Origin of the sequence: Streptomyces sp. NPDC057702 (genome assembly GCF_042799315.1) — a bacterium.
In the GTDB taxonomy this organism is placed as follows: Bacteria; Actinomycetota; Actinomycetes; order Streptomycetales; family Streptomycetaceae; genus Streptomyces.
In genome coordinates this window covers 77,388-95,104 of the sequence record NZ_JBHVJC010000033.1, presented here as the reverse complement: position 1 = coordinate 95,104, position 17,717 = coordinate 77,388, and the positions used below count along the sequence as shown (strand labels likewise).

At 74.1% G+C, this 17,717-nt stretch carries 15 protein-coding genes; 3 read left to right on the top strand and 12 right to left on the bottom strand.

All coding sequences use genetic code 11. From position 1 onward, the window contains the following. Nucleotides 1-39: 39 nt before the first annotated feature. Genes ACFVFR_RS24575 through ACFVFR_RS24565 form a run of 3 tightly spaced genes read right to left on the bottom strand, consistent with a single transcriptional unit; the run spans nucleotide 40 to nucleotide 2,344 of the window. Nucleotides 40-975 carry a squalene/phytoene synthase family protein gene (locus ACFVFR_RS24575; protein WP_383705273.1) on the bottom strand — a complete coding sequence of 312 codons (936 nt, stop codon included), beginning with the start codon at nucleotides 973-975 and terminating at the stop codon, nucleotides 40-42. Beyond that, nucleotides 972-1,673 carry a tRNA-dependent cyclodipeptide synthase gene (locus ACFVFR_RS24570; RefSeq protein ID WP_383705271.1) on the bottom strand — a complete coding sequence of 234 codons (702 nt, stop codon included), beginning with the start codon at nucleotides 1,671-1,673 and terminating at the stop codon, nucleotides 972-974. Before ACFVFR_RS24570 ends, ACFVFR_RS24575 begins: the two co-directional genes overlap by 4 nt. Beyond that, nucleotides 1,670-2,344 carry a hypothetical protein gene (locus ACFVFR_RS24565; protein ID WP_383705268.1) on the bottom strand — a complete coding sequence of 225 codons (675 nt, stop codon included), beginning with the start codon at nucleotides 2,342-2,344 and terminating at the stop codon, nucleotides 1,670-1,672. Before ACFVFR_RS24565 ends, ACFVFR_RS24570 begins: the two co-directional genes overlap by 4 nt. Nucleotides 2,345-2,847: 503 nt before the next feature. Between ACFVFR_RS24565 and ACFVFR_RS24560 the strand changes: the two genes are divergently transcribed. After that, nucleotides 2,848-3,729 carry a pentapeptide repeat-containing protein gene (locus ACFVFR_RS24560; protein ID WP_383705266.1) on the top strand — a complete coding sequence of 294 codons (882 nt, stop codon included), beginning with the start codon at nucleotides 2,848-2,850 and terminating at the stop codon, nucleotides 3,727-3,729. A gap of 700 nt (nucleotides 3,730-4,429) precedes the next feature. Beyond that, a complete protein-coding gene (locus ACFVFR_RS24555; protein ID WP_383705264.1) occupies nucleotides 4,430-4,969 on the top strand; it encodes a DoxX family protein in 540 nt (179 codons plus the stop codon). Between the two features lie 182 nt (nucleotides 4,970-5,151). Here the strand turns inward: ACFVFR_RS24555 and ACFVFR_RS24550 are convergent, their stop codons facing one another. The 9 genes from ACFVFR_RS24550 to ACFVFR_RS24510 all read right to left on the bottom strand — a co-directional run bounded on the left by ACFVFR_RS24550 (nucleotide 5,152) and on the right by ACFVFR_RS24510 (nucleotide 17,090). Continuing rightward, nucleotides 5,152-6,603, bottom strand: a complete 1,452-nt coding sequence (locus tag ACFVFR_RS24550) for a sensor histidine kinase (RefSeq protein WP_383705262.1) — start codon at nucleotides 6,601-6,603, stop codon at nucleotides 5,152-5,154. A gap of 155 nt (nucleotides 6,604-6,758) precedes the next feature. Then, nucleotides 6,759-7,517, bottom strand: coding sequence for a response regulator transcription factor (locus tag ACFVFR_RS24545; protein WP_383705260.1), 759 nt, complete (start codon nucleotides 7,515-7,517; stop codon nucleotides 6,759-6,761). Nucleotides 7,518-7,944: 427 nt separating this feature from the next. After that, nucleotides 7,945-9,225, bottom strand: coding sequence for a trypsin-like peptidase domain-containing protein (locus ACFVFR_RS24540; RefSeq protein WP_383705258.1), 1,281 nt, complete (start codon nucleotides 9,223-9,225; stop codon nucleotides 7,945-7,947). A 449-nt stretch (nucleotides 9,226-9,674) separates the two neighbouring features. After that, nucleotides 9,675-10,697 carry a LacI family DNA-binding transcriptional regulator gene (locus ACFVFR_RS24535; RefSeq protein ID WP_383705256.1) on the bottom strand — a complete coding sequence of 341 codons (1,023 nt, stop codon included), beginning with the start codon at nucleotides 10,695-10,697 and terminating at the stop codon, nucleotides 9,675-9,677. Nucleotides 10,698-10,721: 24 nt separating this feature from the next. Then, complete coding sequence (locus tag ACFVFR_RS24530; RefSeq protein ID WP_383705254.1) at nucleotides 10,722-11,585, bottom strand: response regulator transcription factor; 864 nt, start codon at nucleotides 11,583-11,585, stop codon at nucleotides 10,722-10,724. Between the two features lie 686 nt (nucleotides 11,586-12,271). Continuing rightward, nucleotides 12,272-12,604, bottom strand: a complete 333-nt coding sequence (locus tag ACFVFR_RS24525) for a thioredoxin family protein (RefSeq protein WP_383705252.1) — start codon at nucleotides 12,602-12,604, stop codon at nucleotides 12,272-12,274. 5 nt (nucleotides 12,605-12,609) lie between these two features. Beyond that, nucleotides 12,610-13,002 carry a MerR family transcriptional regulator gene (locus ACFVFR_RS24520; RefSeq protein WP_383705249.1) on the bottom strand — a complete coding sequence of 131 codons (393 nt, stop codon included), beginning with the start codon at nucleotides 13,000-13,002 and terminating at the stop codon, nucleotides 12,610-12,612. 168 nt (nucleotides 13,003-13,170) lie between these two features. Then, entirely contained in the window at nucleotides 13,171-15,153 is a 1,983-nt protein-coding gene (locus ACFVFR_RS24515) for an ABC transporter ATP-binding protein (RefSeq protein ID WP_383705306.1), read from the bottom strand. A gap of 194 nt (nucleotides 15,154-15,347) precedes the next feature. After that, on the bottom strand, nucleotides 15,348-17,090 hold the full coding sequence (locus tag ACFVFR_RS24510) for an ABC transporter ATP-binding protein (protein ID WP_383705247.1): 1,743 nt from the start codon (nucleotides 17,088-17,090) through the stop codon (nucleotides 15,348-15,350). A 380-nt stretch (nucleotides 17,091-17,470) separates the two neighbouring features. Between ACFVFR_RS24510 and ACFVFR_RS24505 the strand changes: the two genes are divergently transcribed. After that, a complete protein-coding gene (locus tag ACFVFR_RS24505) occupies nucleotides 17,471-17,716 on the top strand; it encodes a MoaD/ThiS family protein (protein WP_383705304.1) in 246 nt (81 codons plus the stop codon). The last annotated feature ends 1 nt before the right edge of the window (nucleotide 17,717 follow it).

Here is a 17,717-nt window from a genome sequence, read left to right as displayed (position 1 = left end):
GCGGTGCCGGGGGCGCAGCAGTGGGCGGGCGTCGCGGGGCTACGTGGTCTCGGCGGTCAGGGCGAAGACGTCGTGGTGGCAGCGGGTGAGGCGGTCGACCGTCGCCCGCCCTTCGGCGAGCGAGTCGCGGACGGCCTCCCAGCCGACCGGCCGCGCGTGGTCGATCCAGCGCTCGGCGTCGGCGAAGTAGCGGCGTACGCGCACCAGTTGGCGGGCCACCACGTCACGTAGGGGTTGCGAGGGCTGCCGGGCGGCGACGGCCGCCTCCAGCTCGGGCCGGCTCAGGCCACAGGCGCGCAGGTCGTCGAGGGGGACGTAGAGCTTGCCCAGGCGCAGGTCCTCCTCGATGTCGAGGAGGAAGTCCAGCGTCTGGAGCCCGAACCCCCAGGCTATCGCCGCGTTCTCGGCGCCGTCGGCCAGTGGGGCACCGCGCTGGCCCAGCAGGGTGGCCAGCCAGCGCGAGGGCTCGCCGCTGACCCCGAGCATGTACCGCTCCAGTGCGGCGACCGTGTCGTACGCCTCCAGGGTCATGTCGGCGCGCAGCGCGTCCCCGGCCCGGCGCACGCCCGTCTCGGACAGCCGCCAGGTGTGGATGACGTCGCAGAACGCCAGCGACACCAGGTGCACCCCGTCTCCGGGCGAGCGGCGGCCGGCGGTGCCGGAGAGCGTGCCGAGCACGGCGGCGGGGGTGGCCTGTCGCGTGGCCTGGAGCATGCGGAAGAAGTCCCGGGTGAACGCGTCGTACAGGCGCAGCCGCTCCGTCAGCGGCACGCTCTGCGCGTCGGCCAGGTCGTCCGCGTGCCCGCAGAAGGCGATCATGGCGTCCCAGTACGGCCGCTGGTCGAGCCGTAGTTGGTCGCGCATCCAGGTGTGGGAGGCGTGGTTGTCGTCCTGGAGGATCGTCTCGCACAGGGCGTACGCCTCGCGCAGCAGCGGGTCGCGGATCTCGGCCGCGTCCAGTTCGCGGGCGGTCACGACGTGGGCCGCGCGATGACGAACGCCTGCTGCTCGCTGCGGCGCAGGGCGGTCTGGCCGGTGTAGATCCGGTCGAGGAAGTCCATCCGGTGCTGGTAGATGGCGGTGGAGCTGCCCACGCCCATGATCGTGGGCGTGTTGATCAGGAACGGCGTCTCCGCGATCAGGTACTTGGCCGCCCGGGAGGTCTGCTCGACGGTGGGCTCGGCGCCCTGGAGGTAGTTGCGCAGCACCTGGCGTACGACCTGGTCGTAGGACTCGCGGGTGGCGGTGTCGGACGCGATGAGGTCCTCGCTCTCCCGCAACAGCGCCTGGTAGCTGGGGCGTTTCTCGATCTCGGAGAGCCGGTGCAGGCCGCCTTCCAGGCCGGGTACGTCGGCCGCCTGCCAGGCCCGGGCGGCCCGGTTGTAGAGGCGGGACGCCTCGCCACGGGCCTTGCGCTCGGCCTGGTCGCGCTCGTACCCGACCGCCAGCCACGTGTTGACCCGGGCCGAGTCGGGGACCATGACGTCCACGCGACGGAACTGCGAACCGGCCCAGCGCAGCAGGTCGGTCATGCGTGCCTCGCTGAAGTAGCTGTTCCCCGGCGATACGCCGACCAGCGCGTGTTCACCGCGCGCCGAGACGGACTGGCAGTTGTCCGTCAACGGCTCGGTGATAAACGTTGGCACGATCGTCGAGGGGTTGGAGTTCGTCACAACGAAGCATTCCTTTCGATGTCCCGGAGTTCGAACCGATCACCGACGGGCCGGTCGTTCTCACGCTCCTTGCGGAGCACGACGGAGAGGGCGGTGATGTACGCGACGTCGAGCAGTACGCAGGCCACCGTGCAGAAGGGAAGCCAGGGGCCGGGGTATTCCGAGGTGTCGAAGAACCACGCGATACAGGTGGACGTCGTACCCACGCACTTCCAGACGGCGATGCCCATCGACTGGCCACGGCTGGACTTCCGGGCGGCCAACATGGCGAGGAACAGGCCGGACATGGCCACGTTCATCCCGAAGCTGGTGAGGACCACATCCCCGTCGTCGAACTCCCGGGAGAGGATCTCGATGCCCGCGTACGCCAGGCCGAGGACGACGACGAAACCCGCGTAGAACACGCGCGGTTGCAGGTAAGGGAACTCCTTCGGCCCGAACCGCAGCACCGTGTACAACAGGCCGCAGTCGACAATGAGCCAGATGACGCCGATGAGGACTTCGGCGCCCTCCACTTCCGAGTTTCCGCCCGACATGTGGTCGGCGGACCGGAAGAAGACGAACTGGAATTCCCAGCAGATGTTCATTGCCAGTGCCACGAGCGGAATGCAGTATGTCTTGTCACGCAGCCCGACCCGCACCGCCAGCACATACGTGATGATCCACCCCACACCGCATACGGTGGTGAGAACCATACGAATGCCGTCTACCATGTTCCCCCTCGGAGCCGTGCCGGCCAATCGCCGCCGATTCAGGCGACGGTTTCGATTGCACAGCGAAGTACCGCGACGTCACAACGGCGTGAGGGAGCACTACCGGCGGGGCACTCCACGGACCAAGCGCCCGGGATAACCCCTATAAGTATGCTTATTCTGGGGGTGGTGGGGCCCGCTCCGGGCACCGCGTGCACCCCGGCCGCCACCACCGGGACGACCCTCGCCGGCCCGTCCGCGACCCGCCCGGCGGCCACCTCGTGCGGCACTCAGTGCCGCGAGAGGCCGGGCGTCACCGGCCCGAGCCCCCGTACGCCGCGCCCACGTTCCGGACGCCGACAGCCCCGCCGTACGACCCCGCCCCGGGCCCGGCCACGGCGTCGGCGCGGTACGGGGACAATAGGGGCTGCCCCGCACGGGTGGGGCGCCGCGCGGCCCGAACCTCGCAGGAAGTTCTCACCTTGGCACAACATCACCACACGCCGACCCCGCCCGACACCCGACCGTCGGACGCGCCCGACCGCGCCGCGCCGGCGGAGGCGGCGGACGCGTCGGCGCTGCGGGCCGACTGCGGCCAGTGCTTCGGGCTGTGCTGCGTCGCGCTGCCCTTCACCGCCTCCACCGCCTTCGCGACCGACAAGGCCGCGGGCCGCCCGTGCACCCACCTGCGGACCGACTTCCGCTGCGGCATCCACACCGACCTGCGCGAACGCGGCTTCAGCGGCTGCACCGTCTTCGACTGCCTCGGCGCCGGGCAGCACGTCTCCCAGGTCACCTTCGGCGGGCGGGACTGGCGATCGGCGCCGGAGACCGCGCGGCAGATGTTCGACGTGTTCACCGTGGTGCGCCAGGTGCACGAGGTGCTCTGGTACCTCACCCAGGCGCTGACCTGGGACGCGGCCCGGCCGCTGCACGCCGAACTGCGCCAGGCCGCCGAGGAGGTGCGGCGACTGGTGAACGCGGACGCCGCGACCCTGGTCGCGCTGGACGTTCCCGCGCTGCGCCAGTCCGTGAACCCGCTGCTGCTCCGCACCAGCGAAGTGGTCCGCGACCGCGTCCCGGGTCGCAAGAAGAACCGTCGCGGCGCCGACCTCGTCGGGGCCCGCCTGGTCCGGGCCGCGCTGCGCGGCGCCAACCTGCGCGGGGCCCTCCTCATCGCCGCCGATCTACGCGACGCCGACCTGCGCGACGCCGACCTGATCGGGGCCGACCTACGCGACGCCGCGCTCCACGGCGCCGACCTCACCGGCGCCCTCTTCCTCACCCAACCCCAACTCAACGCGGCCCAGGGCGACGCCCGGACCACCCTGCCAACCGGCCTCACCCGCCCCACCCACTGGTAGGCCCACCGCCCGGGGCGAGGTCGCTGGCCGCTCGGGCCAGGGGGTCGCCCGGGCGGCGGGACCGCAGGGCCGCTCGGGCGGCGGGGGCGCTGGTCTGCTCGGGCTACGCGGTCGCTCGGGCCGCAGGGCCGCAGGTCTGCTCGGGCTACGCGGTCGCCCGCCCGGCCCGCACAGCCAGGGGGCGTCGGCCCGCCGGCCACCGGCTACCTGGCTCGCCCAGCCCGCGCGGTCACCGGCCTGACCGGCCGCCAGGCCACCCCGCCCACCCCGCCCACCCGGCCCACCCCGCACCGCCACGGGGCATGGCCGCCCGGCCACCGGCCTACCCGGCCGCTCCCGGGGCCGGTTCGCGCCTTACCCGTTCGGGGGACCGCGTGTCCGCCGGGGCTCACCCGTCCGAGGGGGCGGCGCCGGGCCGGGGACTCGCCCCGGGGGTAACGGCCGTACGGGGCACGGCCAGTCGGGCGCGGCGCCGCTGGCGGGAGCGCCCCGGCTGACGGGTGGCGCGCCTACTCCGGGCGGGCCGCCCACGCCGCGTCGCGTACCGCGTACGGAGCACGGCGAGGGCCGCCCGGGGGACGACGCGGCGAAGGGAGTCGGCGGACGACGCTGGGGGCCAGCCGGTTCGCCCCGCGAGTCGCGCGGGGCGACACGCCGCCGCGCGCCGGGGCGGACACCACGCCACCACCAGGAGGCCGCCATGCCCTCCCCGACCGCCCTCTCCTCACCGGGTCGCCCCGGTACCGCGCCCGGCCACGGCCGGCGGGGCCGCGCCGACCGCCCGCCCGGCATCGCGGACCGGGTCTCCGCCCTCCGGGACACGGCCGGCCCGTACGCCGTCGCCGCCACCCGCTTCGCCCTCGGGCTGCTCTTCCTCTGTCACGGCGCCTCCGGTTTCTTCGACCTGCCCGAGGCCCCGCACGGCATGGGCGGCCACACCCGACTCGCGGACTGGCCCGCCGGTCCGGCGGCGGTCATCCAACTCGTCGGCGGCGCCCTGCTGATGCTCGGGTTCGGGACCCGCACGGCGGCACTGGTCTGCTCGGGCTCGATGGCGTACGCGTACTTCGACGTGCACCAGCCCACCGCGCTGTGGCCGCTCCAGAACGGCGGCGAGGGTGCCGCGGTCTTCTGCTGGGCCTTCCTGCTCCTCGTCTTCACCGGCCCCGGCGCGCTCTCCCTCGACGGGCCGCTCCGCCGAGGGGCGCACCGTCACGGGGCACTCGGCCGCGTGGCGTGAGGTGGCGCGCTCCGCGCCCACCAGGGGGAACGCCCCACCACAGGGCCATGCCCGCCAAGGGGGAACGGCACCCGCCAGCGGGGCACGCGCCACCAAGGGGCGCCCCGGGCAGGGGAGCGCACCCGCCCGAGGGCGACGCGCCCGGCAGGAGAGGTCGCGCCCGCCGAGGGGCGACCCCCCGGTCAGGGGCGCTGTGTGGGTGGGTTGGTGGGCGGTGGTGGTGGGGCCGGGGTGTCGGGCGGGGGGTGGGGGGCGCCGGGGAGGTGGACGACGGCTGTGGTGCCGCCGCCGTCGGCCGGGCGGAGGGCGACCTGGCCGCCGGCCCGCTGCACCGTGCGGGCCACGATCGACAGGCCCAGGCCCGAACCGGGCATGCTGCGGGCCGACGGGGAGCGCCAGAACCGGTCGAAGACGTGCGGCAGTTCGTCGGCCGGGACACCGGGGCCGTGGTCGCGTACGGTCAACACGCCCTCGTGGAGCACCACCTCGACGGCGCCGCCGGGCGGGCTGAACTTGACCGCGTTGTCCAGCAGGTTGATCACGGCCCGCTCCAGCGCGGCGGGCTCGGCCGGCACGTACCACGGGGCGAGCCGCGCCGTGATCCGCACGTCCTTGCCGCGCAGCCGGGCCCGTTCCACCGCCGCGCCCGCCGCCTCGTGCAGGGCGGCCACCCGGGGCGAGCCCTGGCCCGGCGGGGCGTCGGCGCGGGAGAGTTCCTGGAGGTCGCCGATGAGCGAGGCCAGCTCCGTCATCTGCGCCTTGACGCTGGCCAGCAGCTCCCGGCGGTCGTCTGGCGGCAGCGCGCGGCCGGTGTCCTCGCTGCGGGCCAGGAGTTCGACGTTCATCCGCAGCGAGGTCAGCGGGGTGCGCAGCTCGTGCCCCGCGTCGGCGATGAGTCGCTGCTGCCGGTCGCGGGAGGAGGCGAGGGCGGCTGTCATCGAGTTGAACGAGCGCGAGAGCCGGGCGATCTCGTCCTGGCCCTCGACCGGGATGGTGGTGGCCAGGTCCTCGGTGCGGGCGATGTGCTCGACGGCCCCGGTCAGCCGGTCCACCGGGCGCAGCCCGGCCCGGGCCACGGCCAGGCCGGCGGTCGCCGCGCCCAGCACGCCGATCCCGGCGACCGCCGCCAGCACCAGGGACAGCGTGCGCAGCGCGCTGTTGGTCTCGGTCAGCGGTCGGGACAGCGACACGGCGAAGACGGTGTCGTCGACGGCGTAGGACTTGGTCAGCACCCGCACCGGCGCGCCCTTGTCGGTCCGGCCGTCCCGCAGCACCTCCTCACTCAGTCCCCGGGCCACCCGCAGGTCCGCGTCGGTGACCTTCACCGGCTTGGCGCCCATGCCCACGCACCGCAGCCCGTCCGGGCCCACGGTCTGGCCGTAGGCCACGCTCGGCCCGGCGTCCCGGCTGGGCTCCGTCTCGCCCTGCGCGCAGCGCTCCAGCGTGGCCTGGAGGTAGAGCGGGGTGACCCGGTAGCTGCGCAGCGACTTGTCCAGCTCGTCGCGCAACTGCTCGCGGGTGATCACCCAGCAGGCGACGGCGGACAGCGCGACGGCGACGGCCACCGCGAGCGCGGTCAGCAGCGCGAGCCGGGAACGCAGCGGCAGCCGCGTCCGCAGCGAGCGCCGCGCCACGGCCAGCGGGGTGGCCGTGCTGCCGGGGTGTCCGGGGGCGGGAGGTGGCGGCGGGACGGCCGCGCCCGGGGGCGGGGGGCCGCCCGCGTCGGCGGGCCGGTGCGGGGGGTGGGCCGGCGGCGGGGGGCCAGCGGCCGGCGGGGGCGGGGGCTGGCTCACTCGGCGGCCCCGCGCTCGTCACCGTGGCCGTCGGCGCGCAGCACGTAGCCCACGCCGCGCACCGTGTGCACCAGCCGTTGTTCGCCGCCCGCCTCGGTCTTGCGGCGCAGGTACATCACGTACACGTCGAGCGAGTTGGACGAGGGCTCGAAGTCGAAGCCCCACACGGCCTTGAGGATCTGTTCGCGGGTGAGCACCTGGCGTGGGTGGGCCAGGAAGAGTTCGAGGAGGGTGAACTCGGTACGGGTCAGCTCCACCGGCCGCCCGCCCCGGCTGACCTCGCGCGTGGCCAGGTCCATCCGCAGGTCGGCGAACTCCAGGAGCTGACTCGGGGCCGGCTCCACCTCGCCGGCGCCGTCGGCGTACGCGCTGCGGCGCAGCAACGCGCGGATGCGGGCCAGCAGCTCGTCCAGCTCGAAGGGTTTGACCAGGTAGTCGTCGGCGCCCGCGTCGAGGCCGGTGACCCGGTCGCCCACCGTGTCGCGCGCCGTCAGCATCAGGATCGGCACGGTCACCCGGGCGGCGCGCAGCCGCCTGGCCGCCGTCAGCCCGTCCATGCGCGGCATGAGCACATCGAGAACGATCAGTTCCGGCGCCCGGCTCTCGGCCTTCTCCAGCGCGTCCAACCCGTCCACGGCCTCGGTGACCTCGTACCCCTCGAACGCCAGGGAGCGCCGCAGCGCCTCCCGTACGGCGGGCTCGTCGTCGACGACGAGGATGCGGGCGGGGCGCTCACCATGCTCGGCGGGGCTCATCGGCGCGATTCCTTCTCGGGTACGGGCACGGGGCGCTCTGCCACGGCCGGTCGGGGGACGCGTCCCGCGCGTCGTCGGATACGCGCGGGGCCGGACCCGCCCCGGTGGCCGGGCCCGGCCTCAGCCTCGCACGGAACACCCCGCCGCCCCGGGGTCGCCCGGCCCGGGGCGGGGCGACCGGGGGCCGCGGGGGGGGGAGCCGTGGTCGTACGCGGGACGCGGCCGGGGGCGTCCGGGTACCGGACGCGAGGTCCGACGCCCACCACGAGGGGCGGCACCCGGACGCGCGGGGGCGGGCCGCCCCCCACAGGAGGCCCGCCCCCGCGCGGCGGGGTGGGGACGCTCAGCCCGGTCGCCGCACCCCGTCGCGTACACCCGCGCCCGCACGCGTACCCCCGCTCACACCGCATCCGGACTCACCCGCGCGTCAGACGTTGGTGCCGCCGCCGCGCAGGGCGTTCAGGTCCTGCTTGACCGTGTCGCTGGGGATGGCGAAGCCGAGCCCGACGCTGCCGCCGGAGCCGCCCGCCGAGGCGGGTGAGGAGATGGCCGAGTTGATGCCGATGACCTCGCCGCGCATGTTGATGAGGGCGCCGCCGGAGTTGCCGTGGTTGAGCGAGGCGTCGGTCTGGATGGCCTGGTAGCTGGTCTTGGACTGACCCACGTCGCCGTTGTACTCGCGGCCCTCGAACTCGAACGGCCAGCCGCTCCCGCCACGCGGGTCCGGCTGCTGCCCCTCGTCGCTGCCCACCGTCACCTCGCGGTCGAGCGCGGAGACGATACCGCTGGTCACCGTGCCGGTCAGGCCCTCGGGTGAGCCGATGGCCACCACCTCGTCACCGACCTTGACCGCCTTGGAGTCGCCGAGCTTGGCGGCGCGCAGGCCGCTGGCGTCCGCCACCTTGACCAGCGCGAGGTCCTTGGAGGCGTCGGCGCCGACCAGCGTCGCCTTCTTCCGACTGCCGTCGCTCAGCGCCACGGTGATGTCCTCGGCGCCGGCGACCACGTGGTTGTTGGTGACGACCTCGCCGTCCGAGGAGATGATCACGCCGGAGCCGAGCGACTGGCCCTGCGCCGTGCGCGCCGTGATCTCCACGATGCTCGGCGCGAGCGCCTTGGCCACCTCGGAGACGCTGCCGACGGCACCGTCCCTGGCCCCCGCGCTCACCACCGGCGCGGCCGAGTTGTCCGTCGAGCCCCCGTCGTGCCGGCTGCCGACGTACGCGCCGGTCGCCCCCGCCACCACGGCCGAGACCAGCGCGACGGCCGCCAGCAGCACGCCCGTCCGCCGCCGGCCCGCCCCGGCCCCGCCACCCGACGGGGTGTCCGCGCCGAAGCTGGCGTACGCCCCGCCGGGCCCCTGCGCGGGGAGCGGCTGGGTGGGGTGCGGCTGACCGGGGTACGGCTGAGCGGGGTGCCCGTGAGGGGGAAGCCCCTGGGTGGCGTGCCCCCGCGCGAGGTGCCCCTGCGCGGGAAGCGTGCGCGTGGGGGCCTCGTCGGGCCACGCCTGGCTGTCGGAACCGGTGGTCGCCGTCGGGCCCGGCCCGTACGACGGCGCGGGCGGCGCGGCGGGCGGCGGAGTCGCGCCGGGCACCCCCGTCGGCCGATACGTCGCCGCCGAACCCTCCGCCTGCGCGGCGGAGGAGGCGGAGCCTGCTACCTGGGCGGGGCCTGTGAAGTCGCCATCGCGGCGGAGGTCGTCGGTCATGGCTACGACTGTGCGGGCCGTTTATGAGAACTGCCTGAGACCGACCTGAGAAGCCCGACAGAAGCGCGTTGGGTGCGGATAAAGGGGCGCGTCGGACGGGGTGTCGACCGGCACCGGCCGGCACGTGTCGAGTGCGGTAGCCAGTTCACCCAACAGCCCCTGAGCCCACACGGTGGGGGGCTGTCGTGCGTGCCCACGCCCACCCGGCCGCACCCCTCCCCTCACACCCCGCCCCCACCCGCTCGGCGGCTCGTTCAGGGCGAACCACACGCGCTTGCCGGCCCGTTCGCGGGTGGCGGGCCAGGGCAGGCCCCACTCGGCGCGGAGACCCCGCACGGGGGATGGGCGCGGCGGGCGGTGGGGGTACCACGGAACACTCCCCGCCCCGTCGAACCCCGCGCCCCGCTCAACGCCCCGCCCCGCCCCGCGAACCCGCCGCCCCGGCGGCGCTACCCGCAGCCGCAGGAGCGGCGGACCACCAGCGCCGAGGGGAACTGCTTCAGGCGTTCGCGGCGGGAGCCGACCACCCGCAGGCCGTCGTCCAGGACCAGGTCCACGGCGGCGCGGGCCATCGCCGGGCGGTCGGAACCGACGGTGGTCAGCGGCGGGTCGGTCAGGCCCGCCTCCTTGACGTTGTCGAAGCCGGCCACGGCCAGCTCGTCGGGGACCTCGATACGCAGTTCGCGCGCGGCTCGCAGGACACCGATGGCCTGGTCGTCGGTGGCACAGAAGACGGCGGGCGGCCGGTCGGGGCCGGCCAGCAGCTTCAACGCCACCTGGAAGGCGTCGTACCGGTTGTACGGGGCCTGGAAGAGGCGGCCCTCGATGGAGCGACCCGCCTCCAGCATCGCGCGCCGCCAGCCCTCGACGTGATCGGTGACCGGGTCGCCGACCGGGGGTGTCTCCTCCGTGCCGCCGATGCACGCCACGTACGGGTGGCCGTGCTCCAGGAGGTGACGGACGGCGAGTTGGGCGCCGCCCACGTCGTCCAGGACCACCGCGACGTCGTCGATCGCCTCGGGTCGCTCGTGCATGAGCACCACGCGGGCGTCCCACGCCTCGATCTCGGCCGCCGCGTTCTCGCTCAGGCCCTGGCTGATGAGGATCAGGCCGGAGACCCGCATCCCGAGGAAGGCCCGCAGGTAGTGCACCTCGCGCTCGTCGAGGTAGTCCGAGTTGCCGACCAGGACCATCTTGCCGCGCTCGGCCGCGGCCTGTTCGACGGCGTGCGCCATCTCGCCGAAGAAGGGCTGCCGGGCGTCGGGGACGATGAGCCCTATGAGGTCGGTGCGGCGGGAGGCCATCGCCTGGGCGACGCGATCCGGCCGGTAGCCCAGCTCCTTGATCGCTGCGAGTACCCGCTCGCGCGTGGCCGGGGCGACCGGCCTTGGTCCGTTGTTGATGACGTAACTGACGACCGCGGTCGACGTACCCGCAAGCCGTGCTACATCATCCCGCGTCACCTTGGCCACGCGCGGAAGTCTACGCGGGTCCCCCTAGCCGTTTACCCGGCGTGCGGCCCCTGCTTTCGCTCCGTCCGCCGCGCCGGGGCGCCTGGTGACCGTGTCGCGGGGGTTTGCCCCTTTCGCACCACGAGGCTCACCGGCACCGCCCGCACCGCCGCCACCGTCACCCGTCGGCTCCGCGGTGGCCGCCTCGGCGGCGCGTTCGGCCGCGGCCCGCTCGACCTTGTCCGGCACCACGAAGCGGTAGCCCACGTTGCGTACGGTGCCGATCAACGACTCGTGCTCGGGGCCGAACTTGGCGCGCAGCCGCCGCACGTGGACGTCCACGGTGCGGGTGCCGCCGAAGTAGTCGTACCCCCACACCTCCTGGAGCAGCTGGGCCCGCGTGAAGACCCGGCCCGGGTGCTGGGCCAGGTACTTCAGCAGCTCGAACTCCTTGAAGGTCAGGTCCAGGACCCGGCCCTTGAGCTTGGCGCTGTAGGTCGCCTCGTCCACCGACAGGTCACCGTTGCGGATCTCCGTGGGGCCGTCGTCGGTGACGATCTGCTGGCGGCCCATCGCCAGCCGCAGCCGCGCCTCGACCTCGGCGGGGCCCGCCGTGTCCAGGAGCACGTCGTCCACGCCCCAGTCGGCGGTGACGGCGGTCAGCCCGCCCTCGGTCACCACGAGCAGCAGCGGACAGCCGGGCCCGGTGGACCGCAGGAGCTGACACAGGCCGCGTACGTGGGGCAGGTCGCGCCGCCCGTCGATCAGGATCACGTCGGCGCCCGGGGTGTCCACCAGGGCCGGGCCCTCGGCCGGCGCCACGCGCACGCCGTGCAGCAGCAGGCCGAGCGCGGGAAGCACCTCCGTGGACGGCTGGAGGGCGTTCGTCAGCAACAGGAGTGAGCTCATGCGCGCGTACCTGCCTCACTGCCGCCGGTCGTCGCCCTGCGCGTACTGTCGTGCTCGCTTGCCTTGCCCATGCGTCGGTTCCTCCTCGGTCCCTGCGTGGGGCACCTCCCAGGTGCGGCCTGGGGGAATTGTCGGCCCTGCTTCGTACGGTGACGTTCAGCACACGGGGTGCGTGGCTGAAAGCACAAAAGGACCTGGGGGCTGCTTTGCCCAGGTCCTCTGTCCAGCAGGATAGCCCAGCCGCCGGCGCCGGCCACGGCCGAATGTGCACCTTCCGTTGTTCCCTCGGTCACGTAGCGGCCCGTGGGGACCGGCCACGCCAGCCGCCGAACGGGTGATGGTTCGCGGATTTCCCGGGCCACGGGCGCCCCCGGCCGCCGCGTCGCAGGCCCGCCCCCGTCGCCCCGGCCACCGCGTCCGACGGCCCGGCGGGCCGGCGTCCGGCCATCGACGGGACGGGCCTCCCCCAGGACGCCGGGCCCGGCCGCGCGCCCGCCCCCGTGACGCGGTGCGCCGATGTGCGTACGCGACGTACGGACGCGGGGGCGAATCCCGGCCGCCCGGACGGGCTGAGGCGCGAGGGGCGCATGGTTGCGCACGGGCACGCTTCTCGCGCGAGAGCCTTGCCCTCGGCCGCACGGGTGAGGTAGCCGCCCCGTCGGCCGGGGGCTCGACGGGGCGGGAGCTCAGAGCACCTCGTCCAGCTCGCGCAGCAGCCGGCCCTTGGGACGGGCTCCCACCATCGACCGCACGGGCTCGCCGTCCCGGAAGACCATGAGCGTGGGCATGGCCAGCACCCCGTACGCGGCGGTCGTCGCCGGGCTGGCGTCCACGTCGAGCTGGACCACCCTGACGCGGCCGGCCTCCTCGGCCGCGACCGCGCTCAGCACGGGCGCGATCTGCCGGCACGGCGGGCACCAGTCGGCGGTGAACTCCACCAGCACCGGCAGCCCGGCCCCCAGCACCTCCTCGGCGAACGTCGCGTCCGTGACCTCGTCCACACCCTCGGCTCTGCTCATCATCGTCATCCCCTCAGTTCGCAGCGCGGCTCGGGGCCGCCCGTCACCAGCGCCTCGGCCTTCAGCAGCTGCGCGCCCACCTGGTCGCGCACCGCCCGCAACTGCGCCACCAGGTCGTCCAGTTCGGCGAGCTTGCGCCGGTAGACGTCCAGCGACGCGGGGCACGCGTCCCCGGCCGGGTGGCCGGCGCGCAGGCACTCCACGAACGGCCTGGTCTCCTCCAGACCGAAGCCGAAGTCCTGGAGCGTGCGGATCTGCTCCACGAGCCGCAGGTCCTCGTCGCCGTAGACGCGGTAGCCGTTGCCGCCGCGCCGGGCGGGCAGCAGCCCGCGGGTCTCGTAGTAGCGCAGCGTCCGGGTGCTGACACCCGCCCGCTCCGCGAGTTCGCCGATGCGCATGGCACGACGCTAGACGTTGACCCCGGCGTCAAGGCAACGACCGGCACGCCCGGCCGCCGACCAGCCGCGCCGCCCCCTCGCATGCCGTGAGCCCCGCCGGACGGGCGCCCGGCGGGGCTCACGGCAGGGGCCCCGGCCGCGTCGGTCCGGCCGGCCGGGTCGGGGTGGTCAGCCGCCGGGGGTGGGCACCGCCTCGGCCTCCTCCTCGCCGGCGAACTGCGCCGCGTACAGCCGGGCGTACGCCCCCTGAGCCGCGAGCAGCGAGGTGTGCGTGCCCTGCTCCACGATGGCGCCCGCCTCCATGACCAGGATCAGGTCGGCGTCGCGGATCGTGGAGAGCCGGTGGGCGATGACGAAGCTGGTGCGACCGGTGCGCAGCGAGGCCATCGCCTGCTGGATGAGCACCTCGGTGCGGGTGTCCACGGAGCTGGTCGCCTCGTCCAGGACCAGGATCGCCGGCTCGGCCAGGAACGCCCGCGCGATGGTGATGAGCTGCTTCTCGCCGACGCTGACGCCCGCGCCCTCCTCGTCGATGACGGTGTCGTAGCCCTCGGGCAGGGTGCGCACGAAGCGGTCCACGTGGGTGGCCTTCGCCGCCGCGACGATCTTCTCCATGGGCAGGCCCTCGGGCGCCCCGTACGCGATGTTCTGCGCGATGGTGCCGCCGAAGAGCCAGGTGTCCTGGAGCACCATGCCGATGTGCGCGCGCAGCTCCTCACGGGGCAGCGTCGCGATGTCCACCCCGTCCAGGGTGATCCGCCCGCCGCTGACCTCGTAGAACCGCATCAGCAGGTTGACCAGCGTGGTCTTGCCCGCGCCGGTCGGGCCGACGATGGCGACGGTCTGGCCGGGCCGCGCGGTCAGGGACAGGTCCTCGATCAGCGGCTGGTCGCTCGCGTAGCGGAAGCGGACCCGCTCGAAGGCGACCTCGCCCCGCACCGGCCGGGGGCCCCCGCGCGCCGGCCGTCCCCCGCCCGCGCCGGGGCGCCCGGCCGGGGTCTTGTCGAGGTCGACCCGGGACGGCTCGGGGTCGGGGCGCTGTTCGTCCGCGTCCAGGAGCTCGAAGACCCGCTCGACGGAGGCGACGCCCGACTGGACCAGGTTGGCCATGCTCGCGACCTGCGTGAGCGGCTGGCTGAACTGCCGCGAGTACTGCACGAACGCCTGCACGTCACCGACGGACAGCGAGCCGCTGGCCACCCGCAGCCCGCCGATGACGGCGACCAGCACGTAGTTGAGGTTGCCGATGAACATCATCGCGGGCTGGATGACGCCCGAGATGAACTGGGCCCGGAAGCTGGACGCGTACAGCCTCTCGTTCTCCTCGCGGAAGGTCGCGGCCGACTCCCGCTGCCGCCCGAAGACCCTGACCAGGGCGTGCCCGGTGTACATCTCCTCCACGTGCGCGTTCAGCGCGCCCGTGGTCTTCCACTGGCGGACGAACTCGGGCTGCGCGCGCTTGCCGATCCGGGTCGCGACGACCACCGAGACCGGCACCGTGACCAGGGCCACCAGCGCGAGCAGCGGCGATATCCAGAACATCATCGCCAGCACGCCCACGATGGTCAGCAACGAGGAGATGATCTGGCTGAACGTCTGCTGGAGGGCCTGCCCGACGTTGTCGATGTCGTTGGTGGCCCGGCTGAGCACCTCCCCGCGCGGCTGCTGGTCGAAGTAGCTCAGCGGCAGGCGGGACAGCTTCTCCTCGACCTCGGCGCGCATCCGGAAGATCGCGCGCTGCACGACGGAGGTGACCATCCTGGCCTGGAGGAAGTAACAGGCGCCGGCCACGACGTAGATCAGCAGCACCCACAGCAGGGTCACCCCGACCGCGTCGAAGTCGATGCCCTGACCGGGGACGACGTCCATCGCGGCGACGACGTCGGCGACCGTGCCCTCGCCCCCGTCGCGCAGCCGCTCGACGGCCTCCGCCTTGCTCTGCCCCTCCTGGAGCTGGCGGCCCACGACACCGTCGAAGATCAGGTCGGTGGCGTGTCCGAGGAGCTTGGGGCCGATGACGGTCAGCGCGACGGACACCAGGGCCAGCGCCACCACCACGGTGATGGGCGCGCGCTCGGGCCGCAGCGTGGCCAGCAGGCGGCGGCTGGACCCGGCGAAGTCCATGGTGCGCTCGGTGGGCTGGCCGCCCATGAACCGCGCGACCCCGACACCCGGCCCCGGGCCGCGCGGCGCGGCCTTGGCCCTGGCCGGCGGGGCGTCGGCCGGGCCCTCGGCCGGGCCCTGGGCTGATCCCCGGGCCGGGCTCTGGGCGGGACCGCCGGCCGGGCGCGGGGCCGGGGCGGGGGCGGGTGGAGTCGCGCCCTCCGGGTCCGGCTCGGGGGAACTCATGCCGCCTCCTGCTCGGTGAGCTGGGAGAGCACGATCTCCCGGTAGGTCTCGTTCGTGGCCATCAGCTCGGCGTGGGTGCCGGTGCCGACGACCCGCCCCTCGTCCAGGACGACGATCTGGTCGGCGCCCCGGACGGTGCTGACCCGCTGCGCGACGATGATCACCGTGGCGTCGGCGACCTCACGGGCGAGCGCGGCGCGCAACCGGGCGTCGGTGGCGTAGTCCAGCGCGGAGAACGAGTCGTCGAAGAGGTAGATCCGTGGCTCGCGCACCAGCGCGCGGGCGATGGCCAGGCGCTGGCGCTGACCACCGGAGACGTTGCCGCCGCCCTGCGCGATGGGCGCCTCCAGGCCACCCTCCAGCGCCGCCACGAAGTCGCGGGCCTGCGCGACCTCCAGGGCGTGCCACAACTGCTCGTCGGTGGCCTCCGGGTTGCCGTACCGCAGGTTGGAGGCCACGGTTCCGCTGAACAGGTACGGCTTCTGCGGTACGAGTCCGACCCGGCCGCCGGCCTGCTCCGGGTCGAGGTCGCGCACGTCCTGGCCGTCGATCAGCACGCTGCCGCCGGTCGCGTCGAACAGCCTGGGAACCAGGCCGATCACCGTGGACTTGCCGCTGCCGGTGCTGCCGATGAGGGCCGTGGTGTGGCCGGGTCTGGCGGTGAACGAGATGTCGCGCAACACGGGTTCCTCCGCCCCGGGGTAGCGGAACTCCACGTCACGCAGCTCCAGTCGCCCGCGCGGGCCCGACGGGGAGGCGGGGCTGACCGGGTTCGCCGGCGGCGTCACGCTGCTCTCGGTGCCCAGCACCTCCTGCACCCGCTCGGCGCACACCTCGGCCCGGGGCACCATCATCAGCATGAAGGTGCCCATCATCACGGCCGTCAGGATCTGCATCAGGTAGGAGAGGAACGCGGTCAGCGCGCCGATCCGCATGTCACCGCCGTCGATGCGCTGCCCGCCGAACCAGACGACGGCGACGCTGGAGACGTTGATGACCAGGATCACGGCCGGGAACAGCAGCGACATCAGCCGGCCGGCGCGCAACGCGACGTTCATCAGGTCGGTGTTGGCGCCCGCGAAACGCTCGCGCTCGTACCGGTCGCGGACGAAGGCGCGGATGACCCGGATGCCGGCGATCTGCTCGCGCAGCACCCGGTTGACCTTGTCCACGTTCTCCTGGACGCCCCGGAAGGCGTCCTTGAGGCGGCGCACGATCAGCGTCACGACCACCCCCAGGACCGGCACGATGACCAGCAGCAGCGCGGAGAGCGGCACGTCCTGGTTGAGCGCCATCACGATGCCGCCGACGCACATGATCGGCACCGTCACCATCATCGTGAACGTCATCAGGCACAGCGTCTGCACCTGTTGGACGTCGTTGGTGGTACGCGTGATCAGCGAGGGCGCGCCGAAGTGGGCGAACTCCCGCGCGGAGAAGGACTGCACGTGCTCGAAGACGGCGGCGCGCACGTCCCGGCCGAGGGCCATGGCGGTGCGGGCACTCAGGTAGACGGCGCCGATCGCGCAGGCCATCTGGAGCAACGTCACGGCGAGCATCACGCCACCGACGCGCAGGATGTAGTCCGTGTCCCCCTTGACGACACCGTTGTCGATGATGTCGGCGTTCAGGGTCGGCAGATAGAGGGTGGCCAGGGTCTGGATGAACTGGAGCGCCACGATGGCGGCGATCGGGCGCGCATAGGGCCGCAGGTACGCCCGCAATAGTCGGACCAACACATCGCGCACCCTATGTGAGGCCCCGTGCACCGAGCCCGGGGTTTACGCGGCGGGACCCGGGAGTGGGCGCCGGGGGCCGGCTCCGGCTCGGCGGGGCGGGCCCTGACGTAGGGCGCGGGCCCCTCACAGGGAGAGGCGGGCCCTGACGGGGGAGGCGGGACCTGGCGTGGGGGTCCGGGGCCTCGGGCCCCCGCCGTGGGGCGGGCGCGGGAAGCGGGGCGGGCGACAGGCGTCATCATGGAGGGCGGCGCGCGCCCGGTGTGCCGGGCGGGCCCCGCCCGCCGTCCCCGGGACGGGCGGGCGCGACGACGGCTACGAGCGGAACGAGACGAGGGAGTCCCATGGCGGCAACGGACACGGTGGCCCCGCCGACCGGGACCATGAGGTACTGGGCGGCGGCCAAGGCGGCGGCGGGCACCTCGGAGGAGCCGTACGCCGCGCGCACGCTCGCCGAGGCGCTCGACGCGGCCCGCGACCGGCATCGCGCGCGGCCGGAGTTCGCCCGGGTGCTGCTGCGCTGCTCGTTCCTGATCGACGGCGACCCGGTCGGCACCCGCGACCACGGCACCGTCCACCTGGTGGACGGCGGCACGGTCGAGGTCCTCCCCCCGTTCGCGGGCGGGTGAG

Coding starts and splice junctions, on each gene's coding strand:
- ACFVFR_RS24555 (WP_383705264.1), top strand. CDS start 4,430: ATGCCCTCCCCGACCGCCCTCTCCTCACCGGGTCGCCCCGGTACCGCG.
- ACFVFR_RS24545 (WP_383705260.1), bottom strand. CDS start 7,517: ATGAGCCCCGCCGAGCATGGTGAGCGCCCCGCCCGCATCCTCGTCGTC.
- ACFVFR_RS24540 (WP_383705258.1), bottom strand. CDS start 9,225: ATGACCGACGACCTCCGCCGCGATGGCGACTTCACAGGCCCCGCCCAG.
- ACFVFR_RS24530 (WP_383705254.1), bottom strand. CDS start 11,585: ATGAGCTCACTCCTGTTGCTGACGAACGCCCTCCAGCCGTCCACGGAG.
- ACFVFR_RS24525 (WP_383705252.1), bottom strand. CDS start 12,604: ATGAGCAGAGCCGAGGGTGTGGACGAGGTCACGGACGCGACGTTCGCC.
- ACFVFR_RS24520 (WP_383705249.1), bottom strand. CDS start 13,002: ATGCGCATCGGCGAACTCGCGGAGCGGGCGGGTGTCAGCACCCGGACG.
- ACFVFR_RS24515 (WP_383705306.1), bottom strand. CDS start 15,153: ATGGGCGGCCAGCCCACCGAGCGCACCATGGACTTCGCCGGGTCCAGC.
- ACFVFR_RS24505 (WP_383705304.1), top strand. CDS start 17,471: ATGAGGTACTGGGCGGCGGCCAAGGCGGCGGCGGGCACCTCGGAGGAG.